23 protein-coding genes, 1 other RNA gene and 1 pseudogene are annotated in these 26,824 nt (G+C 59.0%); 16 read left to right on the forward strand and 9 right to left on the reverse strand.

What is annotated here, in order from left to right; all coding sequences use genetic code 11:
* Nucleotides 1-51 precede the first annotated feature (51 nt).
* Together KCX70_RS17545 and KCX70_RS17550 are read right to left on the reverse strand one after the other, a co-directional pair.
* Nucleotides 52-372 carry an RnfH family protein gene (locus KCX70_RS17545; RefSeq protein WP_212618289.1) on the reverse strand — a complete coding sequence of 107 codons (321 nt, stop codon included), beginning with the start codon at nucleotides 370-372 and terminating at the stop codon, nucleotides 52-54.
* A complete protein-coding gene (locus KCX70_RS17550; protein ID WP_021209138.1) occupies nucleotides 365-799 on the reverse strand; it encodes a type II toxin-antitoxin system RatA family toxin in 435 nt (144 codons plus the stop codon). The genes KCX70_RS17545 and KCX70_RS17550 overlap by 8 nt, the downstream gene beginning before the upstream one ends.
* A 227-nt stretch (nucleotides 800-1,026) precedes the next feature.
* Here KCX70_RS17550 and smpB point away from each other — a divergent pair, with 227 nt between their 5' ends.
* Nucleotides 1,027-1,509 carry an SsrA-binding protein SmpB gene (gene smpB, locus KCX70_RS17555; RefSeq protein WP_021209139.1) on the forward strand — a complete coding sequence of 161 codons (483 nt, stop codon included), beginning with the start codon at nucleotides 1,027-1,029 and terminating at the stop codon, nucleotides 1,507-1,509.
* Between the two features lie 70 nt (nucleotides 1,510-1,579).
* Here the strand turns inward: smpB and KCX70_RS17560 are convergent, their stop codons facing one another.
* Nucleotides 1,580-2,368 (reverse strand): FCD domain-containing protein, encoded by a 789-nt coding sequence (locus tag KCX70_RS17560; protein WP_212618290.1) that lies wholly within the window; start codon nucleotides 2,366-2,368, stop codon nucleotides 1,580-1,582.
* 278 nt (nucleotides 2,369-2,646) lie between these two features.
* Between KCX70_RS17560 and KCX70_RS17565 the strand changes: the two genes are divergently transcribed.
* The 7 genes from KCX70_RS17565 (at nucleotide 2,647) to KCX70_RS17595 (ending at nucleotide 13,552) form a co-directional block, all read left to right on the forward strand.
* On the forward strand, nucleotides 2,647-4,341 hold the full coding sequence (locus tag KCX70_RS17565; RefSeq protein WP_021209141.1) for an L-lactate permease: 1,695 nt from the start codon (nucleotides 2,647-2,649) through the stop codon (nucleotides 4,339-4,341).
* 161 nt (nucleotides 4,342-4,502) lie between these two features.
* A complete protein-coding gene (gene lldD, locus KCX70_RS17570; RefSeq protein ID WP_021209142.1) occupies nucleotides 4,503-5,672 on the forward strand; it encodes an FMN-dependent L-lactate dehydrogenase LldD in 1,170 nt (389 codons plus the stop codon).
* A 63-nt stretch (nucleotides 5,673-5,735) separates the two neighbouring features.
* Nucleotides 5,736-8,570, forward strand: a complete 2,835-nt coding sequence (locus KCX70_RS17575; RefSeq protein WP_212618291.1) for an FAD-binding and (Fe-S)-binding domain-containing protein — start codon at nucleotides 5,736-5,738, stop codon at nucleotides 8,568-8,570.
* 162 nt (nucleotides 8,571-8,732) lie between these two features.
* Nucleotides 8,733-9,041: a hypothetical protein gene (locus KCX70_RS17580; protein ID WP_021209144.1), complete on the forward strand. Its 309-nt coding sequence runs from the start codon at nucleotides 8,733-8,735 to the stop codon at nucleotides 9,039-9,041.
* 169 nt (nucleotides 9,042-9,210) lie between these two features.
* Nucleotides 9,211-9,589, forward strand: a transfer-messenger RNA (tmRNA) gene (gene ssrA / locus KCX70_RS17585).
* Between the two features lie 98 nt (nucleotides 9,590-9,687).
* Nucleotides 9,688-12,129: a site-specific integrase gene (locus tag KCX70_RS17590; RefSeq protein WP_212618292.1), complete on the forward strand. Its 2,442-nt coding sequence runs from the start codon at nucleotides 9,688-9,690 to the stop codon at nucleotides 12,127-12,129.
* A gap of 163 nt (nucleotides 12,130-12,292) precedes the next feature.
* On the forward strand, nucleotides 12,293-13,552 hold the full coding sequence (locus KCX70_RS17595) for a site-specific integrase (protein WP_212618293.1): 1,260 nt from the start codon (nucleotides 12,293-12,295) through the stop codon (nucleotides 13,550-13,552).
* Between the two features lie 1,017 nt (nucleotides 13,553-14,569).
* Here KCX70_RS17595 and KCX70_RS17600 read toward each other — a convergent pair.
* Nucleotides 14,570-14,707: pseudogene (locus KCX70_RS17600) on the reverse strand (IS3 family transposase); the annotation flags it as partial.
* A gap of 269 nt (nucleotides 14,708-14,976) precedes the next feature.
* On the opposite strand from KCX70_RS17600, the gene KCX70_RS17605 reads away from it, so the two are divergent.
* Nucleotides 14,977-16,127 (forward strand): IS3 family transposase gene (locus tag KCX70_RS17605; RefSeq protein WP_085988587.1). Its coding sequence is split into 2 segments (ribosomal slippage): nucleotides 14,977-15,214 and nucleotides 15,214-16,127, totalling 1,152 coding nucleotides; the frame shifts between segments, so codons are not numbered across the junction.
* A gap of 59 nt (nucleotides 16,128-16,186) precedes the next feature.
* The gene (locus KCX70_RS17610; RefSeq protein WP_212618294.1) at nucleotides 16,187-17,080 is read left to right on the forward strand and encodes a site-specific integrase; all 894 of its coding nucleotides are present in this window, start codon (nucleotides 16,187-16,189) and stop codon (nucleotides 17,078-17,080) included.
* Nucleotides 17,081-17,316: 236 nt separating this feature from the next.
* Here KCX70_RS17610 and KCX70_RS17615 read toward each other — a convergent pair whose 3' ends face one another.
* Both KCX70_RS17615 and KCX70_RS17620 read right to left on the reverse strand, forming a co-directional pair.
* Nucleotides 17,317-18,297 (reverse strand): IS5-like element ISPa16 family transposase, encoded by a 981-nt coding sequence (locus KCX70_RS17615; protein WP_212618295.1) that lies wholly within the window; start codon nucleotides 18,295-18,297, stop codon nucleotides 17,317-17,319.
* 211 nt (nucleotides 18,298-18,508) lie between these two features.
* The gene (locus tag KCX70_RS17620) at nucleotides 18,509-19,498 is read right to left on the reverse strand and encodes a zinc-dependent alcohol dehydrogenase family protein (RefSeq protein WP_212620376.1); all 990 of its coding nucleotides are present in this window, start codon (nucleotides 19,496-19,498) and stop codon (nucleotides 18,509-18,511) included.
* A gap of 140 nt (nucleotides 19,499-19,638) precedes the next feature.
* Between KCX70_RS17620 and KCX70_RS17625 the strand changes: the two genes are divergently transcribed.
* Both KCX70_RS17625 and KCX70_RS17630 read left to right on the forward strand, forming a co-directional pair.
* Nucleotides 19,639-20,535 (forward strand): LysR family transcriptional regulator, encoded by an 897-nt coding sequence (locus tag KCX70_RS17625; protein WP_212618296.1) that lies wholly within the window; start codon nucleotides 19,639-19,641, stop codon nucleotides 20,533-20,535.
* Between the two features lie 143 nt (nucleotides 20,536-20,678).
* Nucleotides 20,679-20,909 (forward strand): hypothetical protein, encoded by a 231-nt coding sequence (locus KCX70_RS17630; RefSeq protein ID WP_212618297.1) that lies wholly within the window; start codon nucleotides 20,679-20,681, stop codon nucleotides 20,907-20,909.
* 627 nt (nucleotides 20,910-21,536) lie between these two features.
* On the opposite strand, the gene KCX70_RS17635 is transcribed toward KCX70_RS17630, so the two are convergent.
* Nucleotides 21,537-21,839: a putative quinol monooxygenase gene (locus KCX70_RS17635; RefSeq protein ID WP_007182542.1), complete on the reverse strand. Its 303-nt coding sequence runs from the start codon at nucleotides 21,837-21,839 to the stop codon at nucleotides 21,537-21,539.
* 768 nt (nucleotides 21,840-22,607) lie between these two features.
* Here KCX70_RS17635 and KCX70_RS23520 point away from each other — a divergent pair.
* The 3 genes from KCX70_RS23520 (at nucleotide 22,608) to KCX70_RS17650 (ending at nucleotide 24,363) form a co-directional block, all read left to right on the forward strand.
* Complete coding sequence (locus KCX70_RS23520) at nucleotides 22,608-22,916, forward strand: helix-turn-helix domain-containing protein (protein ID WP_371106407.1); 309 nt, start codon at nucleotides 22,608-22,610, stop codon at nucleotides 22,914-22,916.
* Between the two features lie 66 nt (nucleotides 22,917-22,982).
* Entirely contained in the window at nucleotides 22,983-23,378 is a 396-nt protein-coding gene (locus KCX70_RS17645; RefSeq protein WP_212618298.1) for a hypothetical protein, read from the forward strand.
* 1 nt (nucleotide 23,379) lies between these two features.
* Entirely contained in the window at nucleotides 23,380-24,363 is a 984-nt protein-coding gene (locus KCX70_RS17650; protein ID WP_212618299.1) for an LLM class oxidoreductase, read from the forward strand.
* 55 nt (nucleotides 24,364-24,418) lie between these two features.
* On the opposite strand, the gene KCX70_RS17655 is transcribed toward KCX70_RS17650, so the two are convergent.
* Both KCX70_RS17655 and KCX70_RS17660 read right to left on the reverse strand, forming a co-directional pair.
* Entirely contained in the window at nucleotides 24,419-24,727 is a 309-nt protein-coding gene (locus KCX70_RS17655; RefSeq protein WP_068383095.1) for a putative quinol monooxygenase, read from the reverse strand.
* A gap of 84 nt (nucleotides 24,728-24,811) precedes the next feature.
* Nucleotides 24,812-25,819 (reverse strand): zinc-binding alcohol dehydrogenase family protein, encoded by a 1,008-nt coding sequence (locus KCX70_RS17660; protein ID WP_212620377.1) that lies wholly within the window; start codon nucleotides 25,817-25,819, stop codon nucleotides 24,812-24,814.
* 109 nt (nucleotides 25,820-25,928) lie between these two features.
* Between KCX70_RS17660 and KCX70_RS17665 the strand changes: the two genes are divergently transcribed.
* Nucleotides 25,929-26,819: a LysR family transcriptional regulator gene (locus tag KCX70_RS17665; protein ID WP_131700619.1), complete on the forward strand. Its 891-nt coding sequence runs from the start codon at nucleotides 25,929-25,931 to the stop codon at nucleotides 26,817-26,819.
* Nucleotides 26,820-26,824: the final 5 nt, after the last annotated feature.

Raw genomic sequence — 26,824 nt, forward strand, 5'->3', positions numbered from 1 at the left:
TGGACAAACAAAAGCCCGGCATGCCGGGCTTTTTTCATTGCTGATCCTGCGCTAGCTGCTCGCTCCGCCTGCCTTGTTCTGCGCCGCCTTCGCTGCACGCTGCTTGCGCACTTCCTTGGGGTCGGCGATCAACGGCCGATAAATTTCAACCCGCTCACCTTCCTCCAGCACGCGCTCATCCGGCTTGGGCACCGCTTTACCGAAGATGCCGAGCGGCGAGCCTGCGAGATCCAGCCCAGGGAAAAAACGATCCATTCCCGAACGCAGCGCCGCATCCCGCACGGTGGTGCCCTGCGGCACGGTCATGCGTAGCAGCTTCTGCTTGTCGGCCAAGCCATAGACCACTTCGATCGCGATTACCGGGTTATCCATACAGCTGTTTCGCCCTGTCACAGAACGCGTCGACCAGGGTGTTGGCAGCCTGATTGAACAGCGGCCCCAAGGTTGCCCTGACCAGCGGCCCCGCGTAGTCGAACGTTAGGTCCAGACTGATCTTGCAGGCCTTCTCGCCCAGGGCCTTGAACTCCCAGATGCCATGCAGGTGACTGAAAGGCCCTTCTTCCAGCTTCATCTCGATGCGCTTGCCCGGCTGCAGCTCATTGCGCGTGAGAAAACGCTGACTGATGCCGGCCTTCGCCACGGTCATGCTGGCCTGCATCTGGGTTTCACTGCTGGCAATGACTTCAGTGGCAGAGCACCAGGGTAGAAACTGCGGATAGCTGGCGACATCGTTGACCATGTCGAACAGAGCTTGCGCCGGATACGGGAGCAGCGCCGAGCGTTGAATATGCGTCGTCATTCGAACCTTCTACTTCGTCGTTCGACCATCGATGATTGATCGCAGCCGATAACAGCTCACCGAGAGCAAGCGTGGTCACGCAGGTTCCGTCAAGGAGCCGTTTCCAGGGCTGAACAAGCGTAAAGATGGCACATTGTCAGGGATAAGCGCTCCCCTCTCAAGTTTCACACCGTCGCAGCGTGCTGGTTATCGCCAGCCGCAGCGGGACTCCCTATAATGCGCACCCTATGGCCAAACAGAAGAAACAGTCCCCCGGGACCATCGCGCTGAACAAGAAGGCGCTACACGACTACTTCATCGAACAGAAATTCGAGGCGGGCCTCGTGCTGGCCGGTTGGGAAGTCAAAAGCTTGCGCGCCGGCAAGGCCCAACTGGTAGACAGCTACGTCCTGCTCAAGGATGGCGAAGCCTGGTTGATGGGTTGCCACATCACGCCACTGACCACTGCCAGCACCCACGTGGTTGCGGACCCTACGCGCACCCGCAAATTGCTGCTGAACAAGCGAGAGCTGGGCAAGCTGTTCGGTGCAGTGCAGCAGAAGGGCTACGCATGTGTCGCCTTGTCGCTTTACTGGAAAAAGCACCTGATCAAGTGCGACATCGCACTGGGCAAGGGCAAGAAGGAATTCGACAAGCGCCATACCGAGAAGGAGCGCGACTCCGATCGTGAAATCCAGCGCGCCATGCGCACTAAAGGCAAAGAAGACTAGGTTTCACCTCGCCGAGCGGGCCTCGCCCCGCTCCGATGGCCGGGCTGTCAGTCGACAGCCGGCAAGCACATCAGCCTTCCAGGTTCTTTTCCGACCGTCCCTGACGCCGCTGCGCCCGCGCCAGGCGCTGCGCCTCCTGCTGCCCTTCGGCCAGCACTTCGCGTACGTAACTGATATGCCGGTGGATCACTTCGCGCGCTTCATCCGCACGGCGGTCGATGATCGCATCGTACAGCTCCTGATGCTGGCGCATGAGCATGTCGCGCGTTTCGTTGCGCAGCGCGTACATCCCGCCGATGTTGGTCACAACGTTGCGCTTGAGCAGATCGAACAGACCACGAATGGTGTGCAGCAGAACGGCGTTGTGACTGGCTTCGGCAATGGCCAGATGAAAGCGTGCATCGGCGGCGCCTTCCTCGGCACGGGTAACCGTTCCCTCGCGAGCATAGCAATCCTGTAATGCCGCAAACGCTTCGCCGAGCCGCTGCTGATCGAGCTCGGTGGCACGCTGCGCCGCGTAGTAGGCGCAGCTACCTTCAAGCGTGTGACGAAACTCCAGAAGATCGCGCTGCGCATCAGCATTGTTTTCCAGCAGATGCAGCAACGGATCGCTGAAAGTTGAACCGAGGGATTCAGCGACGAAATTCCCGCCGCCGTGACGACTTGCCAATAAGCCCTTCGCCGCCAGCTTCTGGATCGCCTCGCGCAAGGAAGGGCGCGAAACGCCAAACTGCTCAGCCAGGACGCGCTCAGCGGGGAGCCGCTCACCCGCCTTGAGGGTCCCTTCGAGGATCATCGTTTCCAGCTGCTCGACGATGTTGTCGGCCAGCCTTCGCTGACGCACCACTCCCACTTCCATGACGCCTCTCGATTGGTTTTACCACTGGACGAATTTCAGCGTAGCCAGCTGTTCTCGGCATCGCAACAGAAAGCTTTTCGACGAAAGTCTATAGCTAGCTAATTGACGCACCGCAGCCGAGCTCTTACGCTGGCCGGACTCTTCTGTAAATTGGTATTACCAATTTACAAGATAGAGGCCCCAACAAGAAGAGGACTACTTAATGCGGTCTCCAGCTGTCTGCCCATCGCCGGTCCGCCCGGACTCCCACTCGCACATTTCGACCATGGGAGCCTGACATGTCTAACGGACTGCTTGCCCTGTTTGCCTTCACCCCTATCCTGCTTGCCGCCGTTCTGCTGATCGGTCTGCGCTGGCCCGCCAGCCGCGCCATGCCGGTGGTTTTCCTGTTCACCGCTGCGATTGGCCTGTTCGTCTGGGACATGAGCGTGACCCGGATCATAGCCTCGACCCTGCAGGGCCTGGTAATCACCCTCGGACTGCTATGGATCATCTTCGGCGCGATCCTGCTGCTCAATACCCTGAAGCACTCCGGCGGGATTACCGCCATCCGCGCCGGCTTCACCACCATCAGCCCTGACCGGCGGATTCAGGCGATCATCATCGCCTGGCTGTTCGGCTGCTTCATCGAGGGGGCCTCCGGCTTCGGCACCCCGGCCGCCATCGCCGCGCCGCTGCTGGTTGCGGTCGGCTTCCCGGCGATGGCCGCCGTGCTGATGGGCATGCTGGTGCAAAGCACACCTGTGTCCTTCGGTGCAGTCGGCACGCCGATCGTGGTTGGCGTGAACAGTGGTCTCGACACCGCCACGCTGGGCGCCCAGCTGACTGCACAGGGCTCCAGCTGGCCGATCTTCCTGCAGCAGATCACCAGCAGCGTCGCCATCACCCACGCCATCGTCGGCACCGTCATGCCGCTGGTCATGGTGATGATGCTCACGCGCTTCTTCGGCAAGGAGAAAAGCTGGAAAGCCGGATTCGAAGTGCTGCCGTTCGCGCTCTTCGCCGGCCTGGCCTTTACCCTGCCCTACGTGGCAACCGGCGTGCTCCTCGGCCCCGAGTTTCCGTCGTTGCTGGGCGGTCTGGTTGGCCTGGCCATCGTCACTACCGCGGCTCGCTTCAAGTTCCTGGTACCCAAGACCACATGGGACTTCGCCGACGCGAAGGATTGGCCCGCAGAATGGGTCGGCACCATCGAGATGAAACTCGATGAACTGGCCGCACGCCCGATGAGCGCCTTCCGCGCCTGGCTGCCCTATGTGCTGGTAGGTGCGATCCTGGTCATCAGCCGCGTCTTCCCGCAGGTCGCTGCCGCGCTGAAGTCCGTTTCCATCGCATTCGCCAACATCCTCGGCGAGACCGGTGTCAGCGCCAGCATCGAGCCGCTCTACCTGCCGGGCGGGATCCTGGTCGCCGTGGTACTGATCACCTTCTTCATGCACGGCATGCGAGCAGGCGAGCTGAAAGCTGCGGTCAAGGAATCCAGCAGTGTGCTGCTCAGTGCCGGCTTCGTCCTGCTGTTCACCGTTCCGATGGTGCGCATTCTGATCAACTCCGGCGTCAATGCCGGCGACCTGCCCAGCATGCCAATCGCCATGGCGCGCTATGTCGCGGATAGCGTCGGCGGCATCTACCCGCTGCTGGCGCCTTCCGTTGGTGCGCTGGGCGCCTTCCTGGCCGGATCGAACACCGTCAGTAACATGATGTTTAGCCAGTTCCAGTTCGGCGTTGCGCAGTCGCTGGGCATCTCCGGTGCCATGGTCGTGGCGATCCAGGCCGTGGGCGCCGCTGCGGGGAACATGGTCGCCATCCACAACGTGGTCGCGGCATCCGCCACCGTCGGCCTGCTCGGCCGCGAAGGCATCACCCTGCGCAAGACCGTTTGGCCTACCCTGTATTACGTGCTGGCGACCGGCGTGATCGGGCTGGTCGCGATCTACCTGATGGGCGTGACGGACCCACTGGTCGGCGTCTGATGTAAAGCAGGACCTTTGCCCCGATCACGCTCGGGGCAAAGGTGTTGCAATCTCGCGATCGCGGGCCCGTCATGTAGCGAACGCGCCTGATCGTAATAGAGCCTTCGTCGACGACGAGAGCACCACGAGACCTACCTCGTTTCACTCGGTGAGAACACACGATGATCATCTCTGCCTCTACGGACTACCGCGCCGCAGCGAAACGCAAGCTGCCGCCTTTCCTGTTTCACTATGTCGACGGCGGCGCCTACGCCGAATACACGCTGCGCCGTAACGTCGAGGACCTGGCCAGCATCGCCCTGCGCCAGCGAGTGCTGCGCAACATGTCCGAACTGAGCCTGGAAACCCAGCTGTTCGGCGAAACCCTGTCCATGCCGGTTGCCCTGGCCCCCGTCGGCCTGACCGGCATGCTCGCCCGCCGCGGCGAAGTGCAGGCCGCACGCGCCGCCGACAAGAAAGGCATTCCGTTCACCCTGTCCACCGTCTCGGTCTGCCCGATCGAAGAAGTGGTTCCGGCGATCAAGCGGCCCATGTGGTTCCAGCTCTATGTCCTGAAAGACCGCGGCTTCATGAAGAACGCGCTGGAGCGGGCCAAGGCGGCAGGCGTGACCACTCTGGTGTTTACCGTCGACATGCCGACCCCTGGCGCACGCTACCGCGACGCGCATTCGGGCATGAGCGGCCCGAACGCCAACGTGCGTCGTATGTTGCAGGCCATGACCCATCCCTTCTGGGCCTGGGACGTGGGCCTGCACGGCAAGCCGCACGACCTGGGCAACATCTCCACCTACCGCGGCCATCCGACCGGGCTGGAAGACTACATCGGCTGGCTGGCCGCCAACTTCGACCCATCGATCTCCTGGAAGGACCTGGAGTGGATTCGCGAGTTCTGGGATGGCCCGATGGTTATCAAAGGCATCCTCGACGCCGAGGACGCCCGTGACGCCGTGACCTTCGGCGCGGACGGCATTATTGTCTCCAACCACGGCGGGCGTCAGCTCGACGGCGTGCTGTCCAGCGCCCGCGCCATGCCGGCGATTGCCGATGCAGTCAAGGGCGACCTGAAGATCCTCGCCGACTCCGGTATTCGCAGCGGCCTGGACGTGGTCCGCATGATTGCCCTCGGCGCGGACACGGTCATGCTCGGCCGCGCGTTCGCCTACGCGCTGGCAGCCGACGGCGAAGCCGGGGTCAGCAACCTGCTCGACCTGATCGAGAAGGAAATGCGCGTGGCCATGGTCCTCACCGGCGCCAAGTCGATCAGCGAAATCACCACCGACTCGCTGGTCCGCGAGATCGACCACTACCAGACCACCCGCCACGTCGGCTAAGCCTCGCCCCAAAACAGGCCGCGCGGCATGCCGTGCGGCCCGCTTTCCCTTTCGGAGCCTGCCATGAACGCGCCCGCCCTTCCGTCCGAATTTCTAGCTGCCGTCGAGAGGCTGATCCCGGCCGAGCGGCGCTTCGACGATCCTCTCTCGACACTAGCTTTCGGTACCGACGCGAGCTTCTACCGCCTGATTCCCAAACTGGTGGTGCGCGTCGAATCCGAGGCGGAAGTGGTGGGCCTGCTCAAGCTGGCCCACGCCCAACGGGTTCCGGTGACCTTCCGCGCGGCTGGCACCAGCCTGTCCGGTCAGGCGATCTCCGACTCGGTGCTCATCGTGCTGGGCGACAGCTGGAACGGTCGCGAACTACGCAACGGCGGCGAGCAGATCCGCCTGCAGCCGGGCGTCATCGGCGCCAACGCCAACGCGGTCCTGGCGCCCCTGCAACGCAAGATCGGCCCCGACCCGGCCTCGATCAACGCAGCCAAGATCGGCGGCATCGTGGCCAACAACTCCAGCGGCATGTGCTGCGGCACGGCGCAGAACAGCTACAAGACGCTCGCCGGGCTGCGCCTGGTACTGGCCGACGGCAGCGTGGTCGACAGCGAATACGCCGCCAGCGTCGAAGCCTTCCGCAACACTCACGGCGCCCTGCTCGACGGGCTTGCCGAGCTGGGCCGCACGACGCGCGCCAACACAGAGCTCGCCGCGAAGATCCGCCACAAGTACCGCCTGAAGAACACCACCGGGTTTTCACTCAACGCATTGGTCGACTATGACGACCCGCTCGATATCCTCAACCATCTGATGGTCGGCTCCGAAGGCACCCTCGGCTTCATCAGCGCGGTGACCTACCACACCGTGCCGGACCACCCGCACAAGGCCAGCGCGCTGGTGGTTTTCCCGGACGTGGAAACCTGCTGTCTCGCCGTGCCGGTGCTCAAGCAGCAGCCGGTCTCCGCGGTGGAGCTGCTCGATCGCCGTAGCCTACGCTCGGTGGAAAACAAGGCCGGCATGCCTGACTGGGTCAAGCAGCTGTCGGCGGGCGCCTGCGCGCTGCTGATCGAATCGCGCGCGGCCAGCCAGTCGCTGCTGCATGAGCAGATCGACCAGATCATGACCTCGATCGCGCATTTCCCGGTCGAAAAGCAGGTCGATTTCAGCGAAGACCCGACCGTCTACAACCAGCTCTGGAAGATCCGCAAGGACACTTTCCCCGCCGTCGGTGCGGTGCGCCAGACCGGCACCACCGTGATCATCGAGGACGTGACCTTCCCCATCGAACGCCTGGCCGAGGGCGTCAACCGCCTGATTCAGCTGTTCGACAAGCATGCCTACAGCGAGGCGATCCTGTTCGGCCACGCGCTGGAAGGCAATCTGCACTTCGTCTTTACCCAAGGCTTCGACGATCCGCAGCAAGTCGCCCGCTACGAAGCCTTCATGCAGGACGTCACCCAACTGGTCGCGGTGGAGTTCGGCGGTGCGCTGAAAGCCGAACACGGCACTGGCCGCAACATGGCGCCCTTCGTCGAACTCGAATGGGGCCACGAAGCCTACCAGCTGATGTGGCAGATCAAGCGCCTGCTCGACCCGCAGGGCATTCTCAATCCCGACGTAGTGCTCAGCGAAGCCCCGGACATCCACCTCAAGCACCTCAAGCCGATGCCCGCCGCTGACGAAATCGTCGACAAGTGCATCGAATGTGGCTTCTGCGAGCCGGTCTGCCCGTCCAACGGACTGACCCTGACGCCACGCCAGCGCATCGTCGTCTGGCGCGACATCCAGGCGAAGAAACGCGCCGGCATCGACACCGCCGAACTCGAGCGGCTGTACGACTACCACGGCGTCGAAACCTGCGCCGCAACCGGCCTTTGCGCCCAGCGCTGTCCGGTGGGCATCAATACCGGCGACCTGGTGCGCAAGCTGCGCGGGCGCAACGCCGACAACACCCGCGCGGCCGATTGGCTGGCCGGGCATTTCAGCACCGCCGTGCAGGGTGCCCGGTTCATGTTGCACGTGGCCAACGGCGCGCACCTGATGATTGGCACGCGGCTGTTGAGCAAGACGTCCGCCGCGATCAGCAAGGCCAGCCACGGCCGCGTGCCGCAGTGGACGCCCGCCACGCCGCAGCCGCTGCAACGCCTGCATTTACCCAGCCCACCCGCTGGCGATCAGCGCCCGCGAGTGGTCTATCTCGCCGCCTGCGTGTCGCGCGCCATGGGCCCCGCCGCGCGCGACCAGGAGCAGGAACCGCTGCTCGATACCACTCGCGCGCTGCTGGAAAAGGCCGGCCTCCAGGTCGTCTTCCCCGACGACTTGAACAACCTCTGCTGCGGCCAGCCCTTCGCCTCCAAAGGCTATCCCGAACAGGCCGAGCGCAAGCGTCAGGAAGCGCTGGATGCGCTGCTCAAGGCCAGCCGTGGCGGCCTTGATCCGATCTATTGCGACACCAGCCCCTGCACCCTGCGCCTGGTCCAGGACCTGGGCGACACGCGCCTGCAGGTGTTCGATCCGGTGCGCTTCATCCGCACCCATTTGCTCGACCGGCTGGACTTCGAGCCGCAGGACAACCCCATCGCCGTCCATGTCACGTGCAGTACCCAGCACCTGGGCGAAGCGCAGGCCCTGATCGACATCGCCCGCCGCTGCGCCAAGAACGTGATCGTGCCTGAAGGCATCCACTGCTGCGGCTTCGCCGGTGACAAGGGCTTTACCACGCCCGAGCTCAACGCCCACGCGCTGCGCAGCCTGAAGGATGCGGTGCAGGTCTGCGACGAGGGCATCTCCACCAGCCGCACCTGCGAAATCGGCCTGTCGCGACATGGCGGCATCGACTACCACGGGCTGGTCTACCTGGTTAACCGCAACAGCCGAGCCAGAGCGGCTGCCCCTTTCAGCTGAGGCGTGGCCCGGCGCGCGCCCGGTCACGCCGATGAAACGCTCGAGCGCAGCCGCAGTCCGACATTATGAGCCCAGCATTCACAGAGGCTCATTCGCCTCGGCGCCGCCGCGCAACAGCCGCATTGGCAGGCCCGCCGGGAAGTCAACTCCCTGGAGGATCTCATGAAGAAATTTGCCCTATTTGCCGCAGCCGCCCTGATTGCCAGCCCCGCTGTATTCGCCGCTGACAAAAATCTCTGCCAGCTCAACCTGCAAGAGATCGAAGACAACATGGCCACCAACAAGGCCACTCTGGGCGATCCAGCTCGCGGCGAAGTCCAGGACCTGATCAAGAAGGCGCGCGACGCCAAGCAGTCCGGCGACACCGAGACCTGCATCGCGCAGTCGACCAAGGCGCTGCAAATGCTCGAAGGCCCTGGCAGCACCGGCAGCACCGGCTCGGCCGGAACCGGTTCGGGCGCCAGCAACTAAGCCCGGCCAGGCCACCCAGGCAAGGCCACCCCGCCGTGGTCCTTGCCGGATTTTTTCGCAGTGCTCCTTGAAACCCGATGAAACGACCCTACCTAACGTAAGCAAGTGTTCGACGCAGGCTGAGCTCTGGCGTACACTGCGCAGCACATGAGGCTGCGACACGCTTCATGGGGCCGATTAGGATTCGACGCCGGTAACAAAACTCTAGGTGCATGCCGAGTTGGTAACAGAACTCGTAAATCCACTGTTGCAAACTTATAGTTGCCAACGACGACAACTACGAAGGGTACGCGCTAGCCGCCTAACCTTCATCTGGTCGCTTCGGCGCCAGCGGTCACTAGGGGATGCCTGTAAACCCGAAATGACTGTCAGATAGAACAGGATCGCCGCCAAGTTCGCTGCAGACGTAACGGCTAAAACTCATGCAGCTCGCTCCAAGCACCCTGCCAATCGGGCGGCGCGGAGTTAACTCAATAGATTTGGCTACGCATGTAGTACCGACAGTGGAGAGCTGGCGGACGGGGGTTCAAATCCCCCCGGCTCCACCAATTCAACACTGAAACCCGTCTAGAACGCGGGTTTCAGACCAGATTTGATGGCATTGGATTACTCACAGTCCGTCTGTGAATCCAAAAGGTATGCCATCATGTCCAAGCGTCAAAGCAAAACAGGTGTCCCTCACCTGGTCTATCAAGCCAACACTGGCTTCCAGTACTACCTCACATTCCCGAAGCATTTCGCGGCCAACCCGAAACTGCCTGCGCAAATCCGGTGGTCGCTCAGCCACGACGAAGCGCTTGCCCGCGACCTTGCGAGGTATCTGAACACGGCTTTCGAGCAGTTCCTTGCCAAGGCAACAGAGCACTACGTCGAGCTCTTTTCTGACCGCCTGCTGGTTGACCTCCAAAGGTTTCACCTTGCGGTAGCGGAAGCACTCAAATTCGCCGACCGAGTTTGGAAAGTCCGCCCGTCGCCAATGAAGCTTGCGAACCAAGACCTTTCGGTCGCCCACGCTCGCATGATGAAAGAGAGTGCCGAGCGTGTAGTGCTCTATAGCCACGAGCCAGGGGGCGAAATTTTCTTCGCACTCACACCAACGCCCGCACTTGTAAAAGCGCTTGGGGTCGGGTTCGTACGCTTTGACTGGCCGCTCGGAACCAGCAACCAGAACGTGGCGAGCGACGCTGCCCGGTACATTTACGCCGCCCTTGATGTACTCGAGACCGTCCCACCCTCTCCAGGGCGCTATTCGAAAGAATCTCCTGCGTTTGCAGCGATGACGCTCTATGAATACCTGTGCCATGCCCGTCCAGACCAGGGTCGGAATCTCATGCACATCCCCTCAGCACTACCGCAGTCTCGGCAAGCTTTGCATTTTCATCTTCAGCAAGCCAACGCGATGCATTTGAAGCTGCGCATCATTGACCGTGCGCTCCTGGTGCAGGAAGAGTCCGGGCTTTATGTGATGCTTATCGAACTCGATCCGCTGTGCATGAAAGCGCATCTGAGAGAAAAGAAAAGCTTTCGGATTGAGCTGCTCACTAGCTCGATCATCATTGCGGTCCTCATGCTGACGTATACGCTGCAGAAGGTTGATAAGGTGCTGTTGCGTTACTTTCAGGAAGACGATCACGAAGATCCTTACGCCCAGGCGATGCAGGAGATCGGTGACCTCGTTCGGCGGATGTTGGGCTCTGCTGCAACCACCGAGCCTATGCAGACGATTCCGGAGCTGAACTCACCGACAGATGCTGTGGCACCGCCGCAGGATCCTGGCACGCTCGCGTTGCTGAATGCGCTCGGGAGCGTTCTGCCCGACTCGCAGAAAGCCAGGCTTGAAACCCTATTTACGCAGCCCTCTGTCAATGAACGCATTGTCTCGCCGGTGTGCGGTCCAAACGCAGGGTTGAGCCTCGCAGCTTTGGTAAAGGAATACGAAGAACGGCAAATTCGTGAAGGAGCCTGGGCTAATCCGCGGACTCGCATTACCGCTCGGGCCCGCCTGGAAGGGCTGTGCGAGCTGCTTGGCGGGCACCGGCAAGTCGAAACGCTGACTCGTGCTGAATTCAACACGCTACGCGATCATCTGCGCAGCTATCCGAAGAACCGGCACCGCCTTCGCGCCACCCGTAACCAGCCGCTGAGCAAGATCATCAGCGACGGGAAATTTGAGCCGATCAATCCGCGCACCGCGAAAAAGTTCTTTGAGCTGGCAAGGGCGCTTGTCACCTACGCACATGATCAAGGCCACATCACCGAAAACGTCGCGGCCGGATTGGCATTCAGCACCAAAGGTGCCGAGGCCCCGAGGAAGCGCACCTATAGCCCAAGCCAGATCGAGAAACTTCTTCACGGCCCGGCCTACACACTGACCCAGCCGCCTCGCTGGCGTCTGGACGACTACAAGTTTTGGTTGCCGCTGCTTGGCCTCTATACCGGCGCGAGGCTCAGCGAGCTGTGCCAGCTACGGCTCGAAGACATTCGGCAGGAGCTCGGCGTTTGGATCATCAGCATCAATCGGACAGGGTCGAAGCAACTCAAAACGTCCGACTCTGAACGGCTAGTTCCCATTCACAAGCAGCTGATCGAGACAGGCTTCCTCGAGTATCACCAAGCTCGCCTGGACATAGTAAAGCAGGATATGAAAGCTCCCCTTTTCGAAAACATCCGAGTCTATGGTGATCTTTCTCCTGGGCACGTTGCGAGTCGTTGGTACCTGGGCTCAAGCCAGAGCAGTCATGGCTACTTGGGGCTCTGCGGCCTCGGAGAGGAGGGCCTGACGTATCACGGCCTGCGCCACACCTTTATTAACCAATTCCGCAGACAGAACCTGGACCTCGCGAAAGCTAAAGCACTCGTGGGTCACGCTGATAAAAGTACAACTGGCGGCTATGGCGACTGTTATCCGTCAGACGTCCTTAAGGACGAGCTCGACAAAATCGATTTCGGGCTTGGCTTGGATCATATCCATTACCGGCACTATCAGGAGCTAAAAAAAGCACAAGGTGACTTCAAAGTTGGCCGGCCGGTTGGCACGCCATTTCCGAACGTGCGAGCTCTTAAGCGCCACTGGAAATCGTACGCATAAGGCCTAGCAAAACAGAGGCGGGAGCCCCGCTCCTGCCCTTTTACACATCCTTAATTATTGACAAATTGTCAACAAAAGCTATCGAAAGCAAGACCCCAATAGATTATCTTGACTGTTCATTTATACAGTAATAATCTCAAGCCTCACCCACTGTGAGGTATATATGAATGTAACGTCCCCCATCTCCATTCCTTTTTATAAGGGCCTGAGTCTGATCGTAGAGCCTGGCCATGAAGAGCACTTGCGAATCGCCTTGGCGAATATCTCTGCGGTAACGGACGCGATAAACCGCTTCCACTCTTCACCGTTACTGACTGAGTTCATGGACACTACGCTGTCCCGCTTCCTGCGAGAAAACACTTATGCAGGAAAGTCCGAGCATATGCTGCGGGCGCGGATGGAAAAGCTGAAGGTCATCCTGACCCGAGATAATCCTACACGCCGAGTCGCTGAGCTTGATCGAGCTGATGTGCAGCGTCTAAAAGATCAGCTGCCATTGTTACTGAAGCAGAACTCGGCTTCGGGTAGTAAAGGCGCAAACCTCACGACCTATTACCAGCTGTTCAATCGCATGCTGGACGAGGCGCTGGAGAGCAAGCTGATTACCGATGCGATCAAGGTTGCCACTTGCAGTACCAAACAGGCCGAGGTCACCAAGCCATTTCTGGATAGCAACCTGATTCAGATGCTCGCCGGCTGGCCTTACCAAAAGTACCTCGCGGGCACACTGCCCAAGGTCTACCAGGACGCCAAGCCGTATCGGTTCTGGTTGCTTCCTCTCGGGCTCTACACCGGCGCGCGGCTCAATGAACTCTGCCAGCTTCGTGTGCATGATGTGATCCGGGATGTCCATGGCGTAGAACTCATCGACATAAACGATAACGGCTACAGCAAGTCGCTGAAAACGGGCTCATCGGCACGGCAGATTCCGATCTGCACGAAGCTTGTGGAGATGGGTTTTATGAATTTCGTAGAGGAACGACGTCAGGCCGATGGCAACGATGCATTGCTTTTCGGCGAGCTGAGCTTCGATCCGAAGCACCTATACTCCAGAGATCCGAGTCGCTTTTTCTGCGGGCCATGCACGGGAACAGGCTATATTGGCCAGCATTGTCCACCGGCGGTTAATGGCGGGCTCAATTTTAAAAGTCTCCGTCGCTCGTTTGCCGTGCGGCTGGAACGGTCAGGCATATCTCCATCCACGATCGCCCATCTGCTGGGCCATGAGGGCGGTGCTCCGGAGGTCACAGCAGACCACTACTTGGAAAAGCCGCTGAGTTTGAGATTACTGGAGCAGATGGAGCGCGGCCTGACTTACAACATCCAGACCGACGAGATTCGCTGGGAACATTTTAAAATGCTGCTCCATAGCCAGGCGGGACGCGGAAAGCGCGGGAGGAAAAGTAAGCTGCAGCTTCACTAACGCATAGAGCGGGAACGATCATCGCTTGGAGATGGTTATGAGACAGGATGAATGAAAGGCCGCAGCTAATCTGCGGCCTTTTTGGTTCTCAACACAACAGGAAAGAAACCGAATATTCACGCAACTCCGGGCATCGCTTGCGGCGACGGTTGGCACACCCTATCGCGGAGCACACTCCACCATCGAAGAACTTGCATCCGCTGCGACGAGAATTCCGTGCAGTCAGCTGCTGCCACACAAATCGCACTTGAAGCGTGGGCGCTTTGGCATCAGACCGGACACCGCTTCATAACGCCACTGTGACAGACACACGGCACGGTCACCCGGCGCATCGACACTCACTAACTGCCGCAACCCCTACGAGTGACACGGCGAGACTGCAGCACTCGAGTCATGTGACATGGCGGTCGTAAGACAAGTGTGCCGCGGTGATCGGGCTTATGATTGAGGCCTGGGCGGCAGCGCCCGCGAATGGCGCAGATCACGTCTGTGCACAATCGCCATTTCGGCCAGGCAACGCCTGGCGGCTATGATTTGACAACAAAATTGCGGGGGCATACTTGAAGCAGCGAAGCGTTCCTTCAAGTATGCCCCCGCGCCCCATACTTGAAATCTTCAAGTATGGGGCAGTTGAGCATTTTGGGCGTTTGCAGGTAAGCGAAACGAATGTGGAGCGAGACCGAGCAATAAGACCAAAATGATCAACTGCCTTCGCGAAGCGGCTGCCATTGTTGTCAAAAAAGGCAGCTTTCTTCATTTGCCGCAGGTAAATGGCTAGCTCGAATTTCGATGCTATGCATGGCTACCTCTGCTAAAGCGGAAGAAGCCTGCTCACGTCCGCGCTTCCTCTACGGGATGCGCGACGTTTCTATGCAACGGCCGCCGCTTGGTCACCTACCATTCTGCGAACCCACCACTTCATATGTCAGGAAAGTACGCACATCTCTGGCTGACAAACACTCCGCAGCGCTATCCCTGCCAGCCTCTCGATCACTCGCGAAATCGGTCGGTCGGGTTCTACCCCGTTTCCACGGACGGTTTGAAAAGGGCTGAAAACTTCAGATCTTGCCTGGCGACTCTACGACGCATTCTTGGGTTATGAAACCGCTCGATGTAGTCGAATAAATCCGCCCGTGCTTCATCACGAGTTCGATACGGTCTATGTGCTGCTCCCGGCGGGTCGTCTTGTGGGATCAGGTAACATGGTGCGTCCTTGGCCAACGAACCAAAGTCCAGAATGCGATATAAAGATGATAGAAATTTTCCGCCTTTGCAATACTTAGCTTTTGTGTGATATAAAAAATAAGGTTTTGGTTGTTGATTTTATGTTTTCGTATTTGCAATAATTAATTGTGTGGCATGTGAATCGCCCCTAGTTTCGTAGACACCTCTAAGCCTCATAATGAGACCCAGCAGGAGGTGCCATGAGCAACCAGCGTTACCCCGAAGAATTCAAGATTGAAGCGGTCAAGCACATCACTGAACGCGGCTTGCGCGTTGCTGATGTAGCAGAGCGTCTAGGCGTGTCCGCGCACAGCCTGTACGCCTGGGTAAAGCGCTACAGCAAACCCCAAATACAGCGGCAGCAGGTAGATGATCAGCAGGCTGAGCTGCGTCGCTTGCGCGCGGAACTCAAGCGGGTGACCGAAGAGCGAGACATCCTAAAAAAGGCCGCCGCGTACTTTGCCAAGGAGTCCGGCTGAAGTACGCCGTTATCAGCAAACTGTCGGTGGAGTACCCGGTACGGCGTCTCTGCCAGACCCTCCAGGTACATCCCAGCGGTTACTACGCCTGGCTGGCCGAGCCGAAATCCGCGCGTGCCAAGGAAGATCAGCGTCTGCTCGGATTGATCAAGCATGCCTGGTTGGAAAGCGGCGGGGTCTACGGCTACCGCAAGATCCACGACGACCTGCGTGAGCTGGGCGAGTCCTGTGGCCGGCACCGTGTGGCTCGCCTGATGAGGAGAGAGGGGCTGCGCTCGCAGACCGGTTATCGCCGGCGCCCCGGGTACTACGGTGGCAAGCCGCCGGTGGCCTCGCCCAACCGTCTGGAGCGGCAGTTCAATGTCAGTGAACCGAACAAGGTCTGGGTCACCGACATCACTTACATCCGCACGTATGAGGGCTGGTTGTACTTGGCGGTGGTGCTGGATCTGTTTTCTCGCCAAGTGATCGGCTGGTCGATGAAGCCTCGGATGTGCAGCGATCTGGCCATCGATGCGTTGCTGATGGCGGTGTGGCGGCGCAAGCCCAAGCAGGAAGTGATGATCCATTCCGACCAGGGCAGCCAGTTCAGCAGCTCGGACTGGCAGAGTTTCCTCAAGGCCAACAACCTGATCAGCAGCATGAGTCGACGCGGTAACTGTCACGACAACGCGGTCGCGGAAAGCTTTTTCCAGTTGCTGAAGCGGGAACGCATCCGACGGAAAACCTACGGAACCCGCGAAGAAGCCCGCAGTGATGTGTTCGATTACATCGAGATGTTCTATAACCCCAAGCGCCGGCACAGCAGCGCTATGCAGCTATCGCCAGTGGAGTTTGAAAAGCGCTATTTCCAGAGCTTGGAGAGTGTCTAGGAAAGCTGGGGCGATTCAATGTGTCAGGAAATAATGATGATAATAATAAGAAGAATAGTATGAATGCAGAGACTCAAGGCGCCTACATCAGTTTGGCCAGTAACTTCTATGCGACTCGAATGCAGGGCGTTGAGCTTGATGAGCTCAATATTATTGGTGCTTTGCTTCGGGCGGCTCCTGATTACCGCCCGGACTATTATCGGCGCTTACGTAACGCTTTGGCGTATGATCAAAAGCGTCGAGGCAATTTCTGGGCTGCCCAAGAAATCAATCGGACGCTCAATCCGGTCACTGTGTTAAATCTGCCGCGAAAGAAAAAACAGCGACGTCCGCAGAAGCTTTCTGCCGCTGATTTCGAGACGTGGCTACGGTGCCTGGCTGAACGAGATATGCCTGTCGAAGCGGGAGCGTTAATGGTGATATCTCTTACCGGAGCGCGACCATGCGAGCTTAACGGAATCTCTATTGATGGCCGGCGCATCCATATATCTGGTGCAAAGCTTAGCCACAACGGTTTACGCGGCGCTAGCCGAACGCTTGAGGCTGATGGAGACGTCTGCAATATCTTGAGAAACGCTCTCGCTGCTTTTAAATGTCAGCCGCGCAGTATAGATTCAATACGCATTGCGCTTCACCAAGTCGCTACTGAGCTATTCGGTAGGAGGAAGGTGCCGAGTATGTACACACTTCGTCACCAGTTCGGCTCAAATCTGAAAGCCTCAGGCATGTCCGCAATAGAAATGGCATACGTCATGGGGCACCAGGCTACCGATTCGATTAGCCGCTATGGCGATAAAAGATTTGGACGTGCAGAAGCGGTTAAGGTTAAGCCTGCAAGCGATGCTGACTTTTCAAAGCTGAGAGAGACAGTGCCTGCTCGAATGCGTGCGGACGCGGTGGCCCTTAATGATCAGCGAGACTTGGATCGTAGGTCTGAGGTCGCTGACGGCTGAGGTGATGTGGTCATTTCAGCGGGCAATCAGAGGAATTCCTCAGGCCATAGAGCGTTTGTATCTAGCTTTGGTTTCGATAGCGGCTTCTAAGGAAGGTCTGAAGTAACCCTGTATTTCCGGTCGACTTCAGCCCTCGCTGCTTTTGAAAGCGGGCCGTCGATCAAAATCGACCAGGTAACCCGCTCAGTTCTCCGTTTTTGGCCGCCGCGAGCACCTCGCAGCAGCCATTTTCCGCATTACAGGTGCACCTTTCCTGCGGTAGTCAGCAAATGTCGGCGCGCCATCCATAGGTTCGACAGCGCGAACAGCGACACCAGCTGAGCGGTGTTCTTGGCCAGGCCACGGAAGCGCACCTTCACGTAACCGAACTGGCGCTTGATCACTCGAAACGGGTGCTCGACCTTCGCTCGCACTTGTGCCTTGGCCTTCTCGATCTTGCGCTTGGCTTTGTACAGGGCGCTGCGTTTATCGAGCTTCTTGTAGGTGCTGCGGCGTGCTGCGACCTGCCAGATCACTTCGCGGCCAGCATGTTCGAGGCGCTTTTCGACGCCGGTGTAGCCGGCATCGGCGCAGACGACGTTCTCGTCACCGTGCAGCAGTTTGTCGACCTGGGTGATATCCGCCACGTTGGCTGCCGTGCCTACCACGCTGTGTACCAGCCCCGACTCATCATCCACGCCGATGTGCGCCTTCATGCCAAAGTAATACTGGTTCCCTTTCTTGCTCTGGTGCATTTCCGGGTCGCGCTTGCCGTCCTGGTTCTTGGTCGAGCTGGGCGCGTGGATCAGTGTGGCATCGACGATAGTGCCCTGGCGCAGCGACAGGCCGCGATCCCCCAGGTAGCCATTGATTACGCCGAGGATGCCGGCTGCCAGCTCATGTTTCTCCAGCAAGCGACGGAAGTTGAGGATGGTGGTTTCGTCGGGAATGCGCTCCAGGCTCAGCCCGGCGAACTGACGCAGGATGGTCGTCTCGTAGAGCGCTTCTTCCATGGCCGGGTCGCTGTAGCCGAACCAGTTCTGCATCAGATGGATACGTAACATGGCCATCAGCGGATAGGCTGGACGACCACCTTCACCCTTTGGGTAGTGTGGCTCGATCAGGGCAATCAATCCCTTCCACGGCACCACCTGATCCATCTCGATCAGGAACAATTCCTTACGGGTCTGCTTGCGCTTGCCGGCGTACTCGGCGTCGGCGAAGGTCATCTGCTTCATGGAAAAACTCGGCTGGCGGGATCGGCGTATTTCACCAGATTCGGGAAGTCTTTTTCAGACCTTCCCTAACTTTACGTCGTGGATGCCCGGGTGTCTGTTATGTAATATTGCGCACATGGGTTGCTCACTGGCAGCTTGCGGCCAAAAGCGGTCATCAGGGCTGGCTTGAATCGGGGCCGAAGGATTACGCTCTCAGCCCCATAATTGCTGGTCAGACAGTTACCACGATCTTGCCGATCTGCTGATTGGCTTCAAGGAAACGATGGGCATCCTGGATGTCGCTAAGTGTGAATGTCTTTGCGATGATCGGGCGCAACGCACCGGACTTCAACCCTTGCAGAATAAAAGCCTTTGCTCTCTCTAGGGCTTCAGGGTCGGCCACAATCTCTGCGTAGAGATAGCCCTTCAAAGTCAGGCTTTTGCCCAGCACGGTAAACAGTGGGAATGGTGTCGGTTCAGAGCTAAGTGCGCCGTACTCCAGCAAAATTCCGCCCCGCGCCATGCTCTGCGTGAGAGGTTCAAAGGACGGCCCGCCTACAGGATCGAATACAACGCGAGCGCCTTGACCGGCAGTTATCGTCATAACACGCTCGACGATATCCTCTTCATCGCTGACGATGACATGCGCAGCGCCTGCATCAAGTAGGGCTTGCTTCTTCGCGTGAGTTCGAGTGATCGCAATCGATGTGGCGCCGACCATACGAGCCATTTGGAAGGCGGCCAAGCCAACACTGCTTGACGCGGCGGTAACGATGACAAAATCGCCCTGCCGTAGCTTCGCCTGTTCAATCAATGCCCCCCAGGCGGTGACGTACTGCATCCAAGACGCCGCAGCCTCTTCAAAGGACAAGTTCTCAGGGCTCTTTACCACCAGGTGGGCCGGTACATTGGCCAACTCGCCATAGGTGCCCCAGCGAGTAATATCCAGAGGTGGGATCAGAGCGACCGAGTCACCAATCGTGATCTCGGTTACGTCGCTCCCAACTGCCGTTACGATGCCTGCGGCCTCGTAGCCTAAGCGGCTGGGGAACTCCGCTTCTTGTAGGTATGCGTGATTGCGGAACATCACTTCGGCTCGGTTCAAGCCAATGGCTTTAACACTAATTTGCACCTCGTTTGCTGCTGGTGCCGATACTTCCAGATCTTCCAGCTTCAGAACGCTGGCGTCACCGTATTCATGAATTCTGACAATGCGTGCCATCATAGATATCTCGTTTATCAATGGGCCTCGAAGTACATCCGGAAGGTATCCGGGCACTCGAAAGGTGACGAAAATTTAGTCATTGGTTGGCGCTAGATAAAGGCCTACGATGGCGCATTACTAGAAACAGAGTGTTTATAATGGATCGCCTGACCCAGATGGCCACGTTCGTCAAAACAGTTGAGCTGAGTTCATTCAGCGCCGCTGCGGACGACCTGAATCTGTCCCCTCAATTGGTAGGGAAACAGGTGAAAATGCTCGAACAACATCTGGGTGTTTCCCTGCTGCACCGGACTACGCGCAGGCAAAGCCTCACCGACTTCGGCAGGGCGTTCTACCCGCGAGCAAAACTGATCCTTGCAGACATGCAGTCTGCCGAGAACCTGGCCGCCCTCACTCGGGGCACACCAAGCGGCCGCCTTCGCATCAACGCGCCGGTCACGTTCGGAATTCGCACGCTTTCGCCACGCCTGCTGGAATACATGGTTCGGTATCCTCAGGTGTCTGTTGACCTAACGTTATCGAACGAACTGGTCGATATCGTTGATGATGGTTACGACGCGGTATTTCGCATCGGCGAGCTGGTGAGCAGTGGGTTGAAGGCAGTGCCACTGGAGCCCTATCAGATGGTTTTATGCGCTGCGCCGTCCTATCTTGCACGTCGCCCTCCCATCATCAATCCGTGGGATCTACAGCAGCAGGAGTGTCTGGGGTTTACCTATTCTGATGGCCGCTCACACTGGAGCTTCGACAGCCCGGAGGGGCGTATAGATGTTCCTATTACAAGCAAATTAACGATCAATCAAGGTGATCCACTGCTGGCAGCGGCTGTAGCTGGTCTAGGTGTGGTTCTACAGCCGATAGAGTTGGTTAGCGATGCACTGCGCGATGGGACACTGGTGCGTCTGTTGCCGCAGTACCCAGTGCCGAATACCGCAATGCACATCCTCTATGCCCCTGACCGAAGAATGACTCCAAAGCTGCGCAGCTTCTTGGAGTTTGCGCGTGAGGCTTTTGGGCAGCGAGGCCCTCTCTAACGCACGAAAATCAATGTCTGCGCTATCCGGTATTCGTAAAGGACGACGATTACCGTGGCTCACCGGATATGACCAAGCACCCCTTGCTGAGGAAGTACCTGCTGTAGCACTTCGCGGCGGAAGTCGAAGAACTGAAAGATGCCATGTTCGTTGGCTTGGGGCCGCAGGTCCAGAGCGTGCTGGACCGCCTGATCCAGGAGCGGGTTCTGAATCCCGACCGGGTGATTGGCGGCATGCTGCACCCCTCCGGAAACTGCACCTACCGGATCAACTACCTCATCGGCGACAGAAGCGCGCTGGTCCCGCACGCCACCAGCCCTGTGCCTTACGACCAGGTCCGGCGAGCATTTCGGGAGCGGTTCGTCACCGCCTGATCGAACGTCGGATGAGTGGATGCGGACGCGGGTTCAATTCCGCAAACGGGAATAGAACTGGCGTCCTGTCTGATGCGCTCGGTTGGTGATCCGACCAGAGCAGAACTGGTAGGATTGCGGGCATCAAGGGCCGGATTCCGCACCTTTCCGCAGGAGTTTGCAGCGGTCGTAAGGCGCTGAGTTACATAGGTTTGGCGCAGGGTTCCACCCCACCGAGCCCCTGCAGGAGTTCGAATCGTTACGCACGCCCCCCCAGAAACCCTCACTAGCCCGCACGGCACGATGCTAGGTCGTTGATTTTCAAGAAATCGCTCGATCGATCCGCGCTTGCGGACTGCGGACTTCCAATGGGCCGGAAATCTGGCTCGCCCAGTCGGCTCTCGGTACCGACACGTTGCAAACAGTCGGTACTTCTCGATAACTACCCGACGAATCGGAACATCTCAGCTAGCCCTGATGTTGCCCCTGCTTGCTGACGCAGCTTGGAAGTTCTGGCTGCAATATTGCCCCCCCAATCGCTGTGGAAGGTAGCTCCCTGGGCAAGTGCAATCGAGGGGGGGGGATCGCTGCGTAGGGCCGTGTGACCCCCATCCTGCAGCGTGACCTGATTGGGTCAAGGCCGGGTTGTCATGCAGGCAGTTTGGCTGCAAGCAGTTCGACCTTCTCGATATTGGGCGGAGAACTGAGCAAGGTCGCGGCGTTGGCCATCAAGGCCGCGGCGATCTGGCCGTTCAGATGTGCTTGGCGACCTGCCTCATCGGCAAAGGCATCGAACACACCGAACGTCGAAGGGCCAAACTTCAATGCGAACCAGGCAGTGGTGCCGGACTCGGCGTTGGCGAGCGGCAGTGCGCTGGCCAGGAAGTCGGCAAGCGCAGCCTCCTGGCCGGGTTTGGCTTCGAGGCGAACAAACAGGGCGAGCTTGGTCATACTGTAATCCTTTGGGTAAATGGGTTAGGTGAATGGATCAACGAGCCTGCAGTCTAAGTCGTCATGACAGCCATCTCTATAGACAATAATGACAACATTGATATCATTGTTGCCATGAAACTCCACATCCTTGTTTGTGACGGCGTGTTTGATCTGGGGCTTGCGGCGCTCACCGACACAGTGGGCTTGGCCAATGCGATGGCGGGCTCGCTGCCACAGGCTCCCGCGCACATAGAGCTCACGCTGGTGGGCGTGCGGCGTCGCATCCGAACTGCGCAAGGCTTGACGGTCCCCGTGGTCCCTGCGCGTAGTGTGCCGGAACCAGACGTCGTGCTCGTGCCCGCGTTTGGCGACAAGATGCCTGACACGCTCTCGGCTCGGCTCACACGCCCCGATGTGCCCGACGCGGTCGCGGCGCTACAGCAGTGGTCCACCGCTGGCGCGCACCTAGGTGCCGCTTGCTCCGGTAGCTTCTTGATTGCAGAGAGCGGCCTGCTTGATGGGCATCGTGCGACGACGTCATGGTGGCTGGGGCCGATGTTTCGGCAGCGCTATCCGAACGTCAAGCTGGAAGAGTCACGCATGATCGTGAACTCGACACGCTTCACCACCGCTGGTGCCGCTTTGGCCCACGTCGACCTGGCCTTGCGCATCATCCGGGAGCGCAGTCCGGCGCTGGCGGCCCTGGTGGCACGCTATCTGCTGGTCGAGGCACGCAGTTCGCAAGCCGAGTTCGTTATTCCCGACCACCTTGCGCATGCCGACCCGATGGTGGAGCGCTTCGAGTGCTGGGCCAGAAGTCAGCTCGCGAAGGGGTTCTCGCTGGCCGAGGCGGCCAGCGCCGCGGGCACAAGCGAGCGCACCTTGGCGCGGCGGCTGCAAAGCGTTTTGGGCAAGACACCGTTGTCGTATTTCCAGGACCTGCGCGTGGAGCATGCCGTCCATCTCTTGCGCACCGGAAACGCGAGCGTCGACCAAGTCGCCGCACAGGTCGGGTACTCGGATGGGGTGAGCCTGCGGGCCCTGTTGCGCCGCAAGCTGGGCCGGGGTGTCAGAGAATTGCGACGCGGTGGATGACCAGAGGCGTTTGGTGTATACACGGCTGGAGACCGCCGAGAAACTGACGCAGGCCAAACGGCGCATTTGGACCTGACAAAACTACTGCCCGCCACGGCGCGCAAGCTCCAGTTTGACCCCGGACAAAGTTTTGCTGGCAATGTCGTGGTTGAGCAAATCAATACCTTGATTGAGCAACGCTGTGCACTGACGATTCGGCGGCTCACCGACCCCGCCGCCGACAATGACGCAGCCGCCGAGCCCACCGTTTGGGCTACCGTGCGGACACGGGTTCGATTCAGGGTTTGGGAATTGAACCTACATCCCATCGCAGACGAGTTTGATGCCCGTTTGCGGCGACCAGCATGGCTGAGAAACCTGCTTGCAGGTCTACAATCGGGCAGGCTTTACGATCGAGTTCGCAATGGTTCGCAGCAGCCCGTTGCACTTCTATTGCGTGGTTCTCCCATTGAGGAAGATTAGAATGTATCTGCCGAGCACGATTCCTTATCAGCAGCATCGAGGGTTCAGCCGAACCTTCACTCCGGGTCATTTGAGCCTGGGATTGTTCTTCCCTTTGGAGGCCTTCGGTGGGGACATTCCGAGCATGCTCAACCAGGTCGCATTGGCCAAACGAGCAGAGGAGCTGGGCTTCTCCGCGCTCTGGTTTCGCGACGTGCCTCTTCGGGACCCTAATTTCGGCGATGTCGGCCAAGTCTTCGATCCCTGGGTTTACCTGGGCTATATGGCGGCTCATACGTCAGAGATAGCGCTTGGCAGCGCATCCATTGCCATCCCTTTACACCATCCTCTGCACACGGCCAAGGCGTCAGCCAGCGTCGATCAGTTGAGCGCAGGTCGCTTGATTCTGGGCGTAGCCTCCGGCGATCGCCCAGTGGAGTTTTCAGCCTTTGACGTCGATCCCGAAAGGCGCGGAGAAGTCTTTCGAGAGCACTACGAGGTGATTCGCCGAGCCTACAGCACCAGCTTCGAACCCATCCGCTGGAGCGGTGGTGAGCTGCGCGGCGCAGACCTCATTCCGAAACCCACAACCCAAGTGATTCCGATGCTCGTGACCGGACATAGCCGCCAGTCACTGGATTGGATCGCGAGCGAAAGCGCCGGATGGATCAACTATCCACGCGCGCCGAAAATGCAGCGACTGATCGTGGAAGATTGGCGGATGGAGGTCATGAAGCAATGTGGTTCCGTCTATAAGCCCTTCACTCAGTCGCTTTACATCGACCTCAGTGAGAACCCGTCCACGCCGCCCACTCCCATTCATTTGGGGTTCAGGCTCGGACGCGACCACCTCCGGGCTTTGCTGGAGTCGCTTGAGGAAATCGGGGTGGACCACGTTATCCTCAATCTCAAGTACGGAAAGCGCCCTGCGGCGGACGTCATTGAGGAACTGGGCACTCACATCGTTGCGCAATTCGGAGTAAAGGCGCGTCCTGGAGCAAATTGATCCGCCGGCCGCGTCCAAGCCCGGCCGAGGTGGTGCGGCTCAACAGGCTGAATGATCAGGCCGATACCTGTTCAAGGAATATCAGTTGCAACGGCTCTTGCAGCAGATCATCTGCCGTGGCGGCAAAGCGCTGAAAGTAAGGCATCGAAAAATGCGCATCCAGCGCCGCCTGATCCCTGAAAGCCTCGCGCATGTAGAAAGTGCCCTGCTCGTCACGCTGCTCGAACAACACATAATCGAGATTGCCCGGCTCTGCGCGGGTCGGCTCTATCAGCGTCAGCAATTCTTCTTTCAATGCCTGTTCTTTGCCTGCCTTGGCCTTGAGCACGGCAATTGATACCAACTTGTTACTGGACGTATTCATCGTCAACTCTCCAACATAAAAAACGGCAAGTGATGCCGCAGGCGGTTCAACGGGCCCGCAGGCGAGCCCGTCTGATGAGTGAAATCAAAAACCTTCGAGAACGATCTTGCCCCGGGCCTTGCCGCTCTCGATCAGCGCATGGGCACGACGCATGTTTGCCGCATTGATCGCACCAAAGTGCTCGCCCACGGTAGTTTGCAGAACACCTTGGTCAATCAGAGCGCTGACCCGATTGAGCAGGTGATGCTGATTAATCATGTCCGGGGTTTCGTACAGCGAGCGGGTGAACATCAGCTCCCAATGCAATGACAGCGACTTGCGCTTGAGCGGCATCACATCGAGGGTTTCGGGATCGTCAATCACACCCAGACGCCCCTGTGGCTTGAGCACGTCGATCAGTTGTGCAAAGTGTTGTTCGGTGTGGGTTAGGCTGGCGACATAGTCGATCTCCGGCACACCGAGCGCTTGCAACTGTGCGAGCAGTGGCTGGCTGTGATCGATCACGTGATGCGCGCCCAACTGCCGCACCCAATCAGCGGTTTCCTGGCGTGAGGCGGTACCAATGACGGTAAGGCGGGTCAACTTTCGGGCCAGTTGCACCAGCATCGAACCGACGCCGCCAGCCGCTCCAGTGATCAACAGGCACTTGCCCTCCCCCGTACCCTCGACGACACCGAGCCGGTCAAACAACAATTCCCAGGCCGTGATCGAGGTCAATGGCAACGCTGCCGCATCGGCGGCACTCAATGAATGAGGCTTGTGCCCGACGATCCGCTCATCGACCAAATGGAATTCGCTGTAGCTGCCGGTGCGGGCAATCGAGCCGGCATAGAACACTTCATCGCCCGGCTGAAACAGCGTCACTTCAGCGCCGACCTCGCGGACAATGCCTGTGGCGTCCCAGCCGAGGATTTTCGGTTCTTTTGTGAAAGTTCCGGCGCGCACCTTGGTATCCACCGGATTCACTGATACCGCGCGAACTTCGACCAGCAGATCCCGAGGGCCAGGCGTGGGCCGCGGGAGACTGATGCCGATCAATGCTTGTGGATTGTCGATGGGCAACGCGTGCTGGGTAAAGCTGATGGCTTTCATGGAGACTCGCTGTCGAAGGGTTGATGCATTCACTTGCGGCAATCTTCGACTTCCCATGGACAAAGAAAAACAAGCAGAATGCGCCAACACTTTCACTTCAGGAGTGAAAATGATCCGCATCGATGATCTTGGTTTATTCATCCGCAGCGCCGCGCTGGGCAGTTTCACCGCAGCGGCGCTGGAGGCTGATCTGCTGCCTGGTCAGGTCGCTGCCGCCATCAAACGTCTGGAGCGCGAACTGGACGTGCGCCTATTCGCCCGTACGACGCGCAGCCTGCGATTGACTGCCGAGGGCGAGCAATATCTGCCCACCGCCCACTCAGTGCTAGAGACCCTGCAGCAAGGCAAGGAAAACCTGCGGGGTGAGAACGCCACGCTGCGGGGCGTGCTGCAAGTGACAGCGCCGTCCGATCTGGGGCGCAACATACTGCTGCCGTGGCTGACGCTGTTCCGCCGTCAGCATCCTGAATTGACGTTGCGTTTTTTCCTGTCGGACCAGATGGCCAATCTGTTTCGCGACCCGGTGGACGTGGCGATTCGCTACGGTCCAAATGAAGACGCCAACTACGTGGCACTGCCGCTTGCACCTCGGAACCAGCGGGTGCTGGTTGCCTCGCCGGAGTATGTGCAACGCTGCGGTTCTCCCCAAACACCGGATGACTTGAGCAAGCATGCCTGCCTTCTCTATCTTCAAAATAGCCGGGTCTACGACAAGTGGAACCTGGGCGGGCAAACCGTGCAGGTTTCGGGACCGTTGTTCAGCGATGACGCCGATGTCGTGCGGCGCTGGTCATTGGAGGGTGAAGGTATCGCCTACAAATCCTGGCTGGATGTCAGTGCAGATATCGCCGCAGAGCGTCTGCTTGTGCTGCTGCCGGATTATCCTGGCGAAGCGTCACCGTTGAGTCTGGTGTGCCCGCATCGCAAGCAGATCAGCCCTGCGGTTTCTCAGCTTCACACGTGGCTGAGTAGCCAGTTTTCTGCTCTGGAGCGCAGGTGAACCGA

Origin of the sequence: Stutzerimonas stutzeri, from assembly GCF_018138085.1 — a bacterium.
Taxonomy (GTDB): Bacteria; Pseudomonadota; Gammaproteobacteria; order Pseudomonadales; family Pseudomonadaceae; genus Stutzerimonas; species Stutzerimonas stutzeri_AI.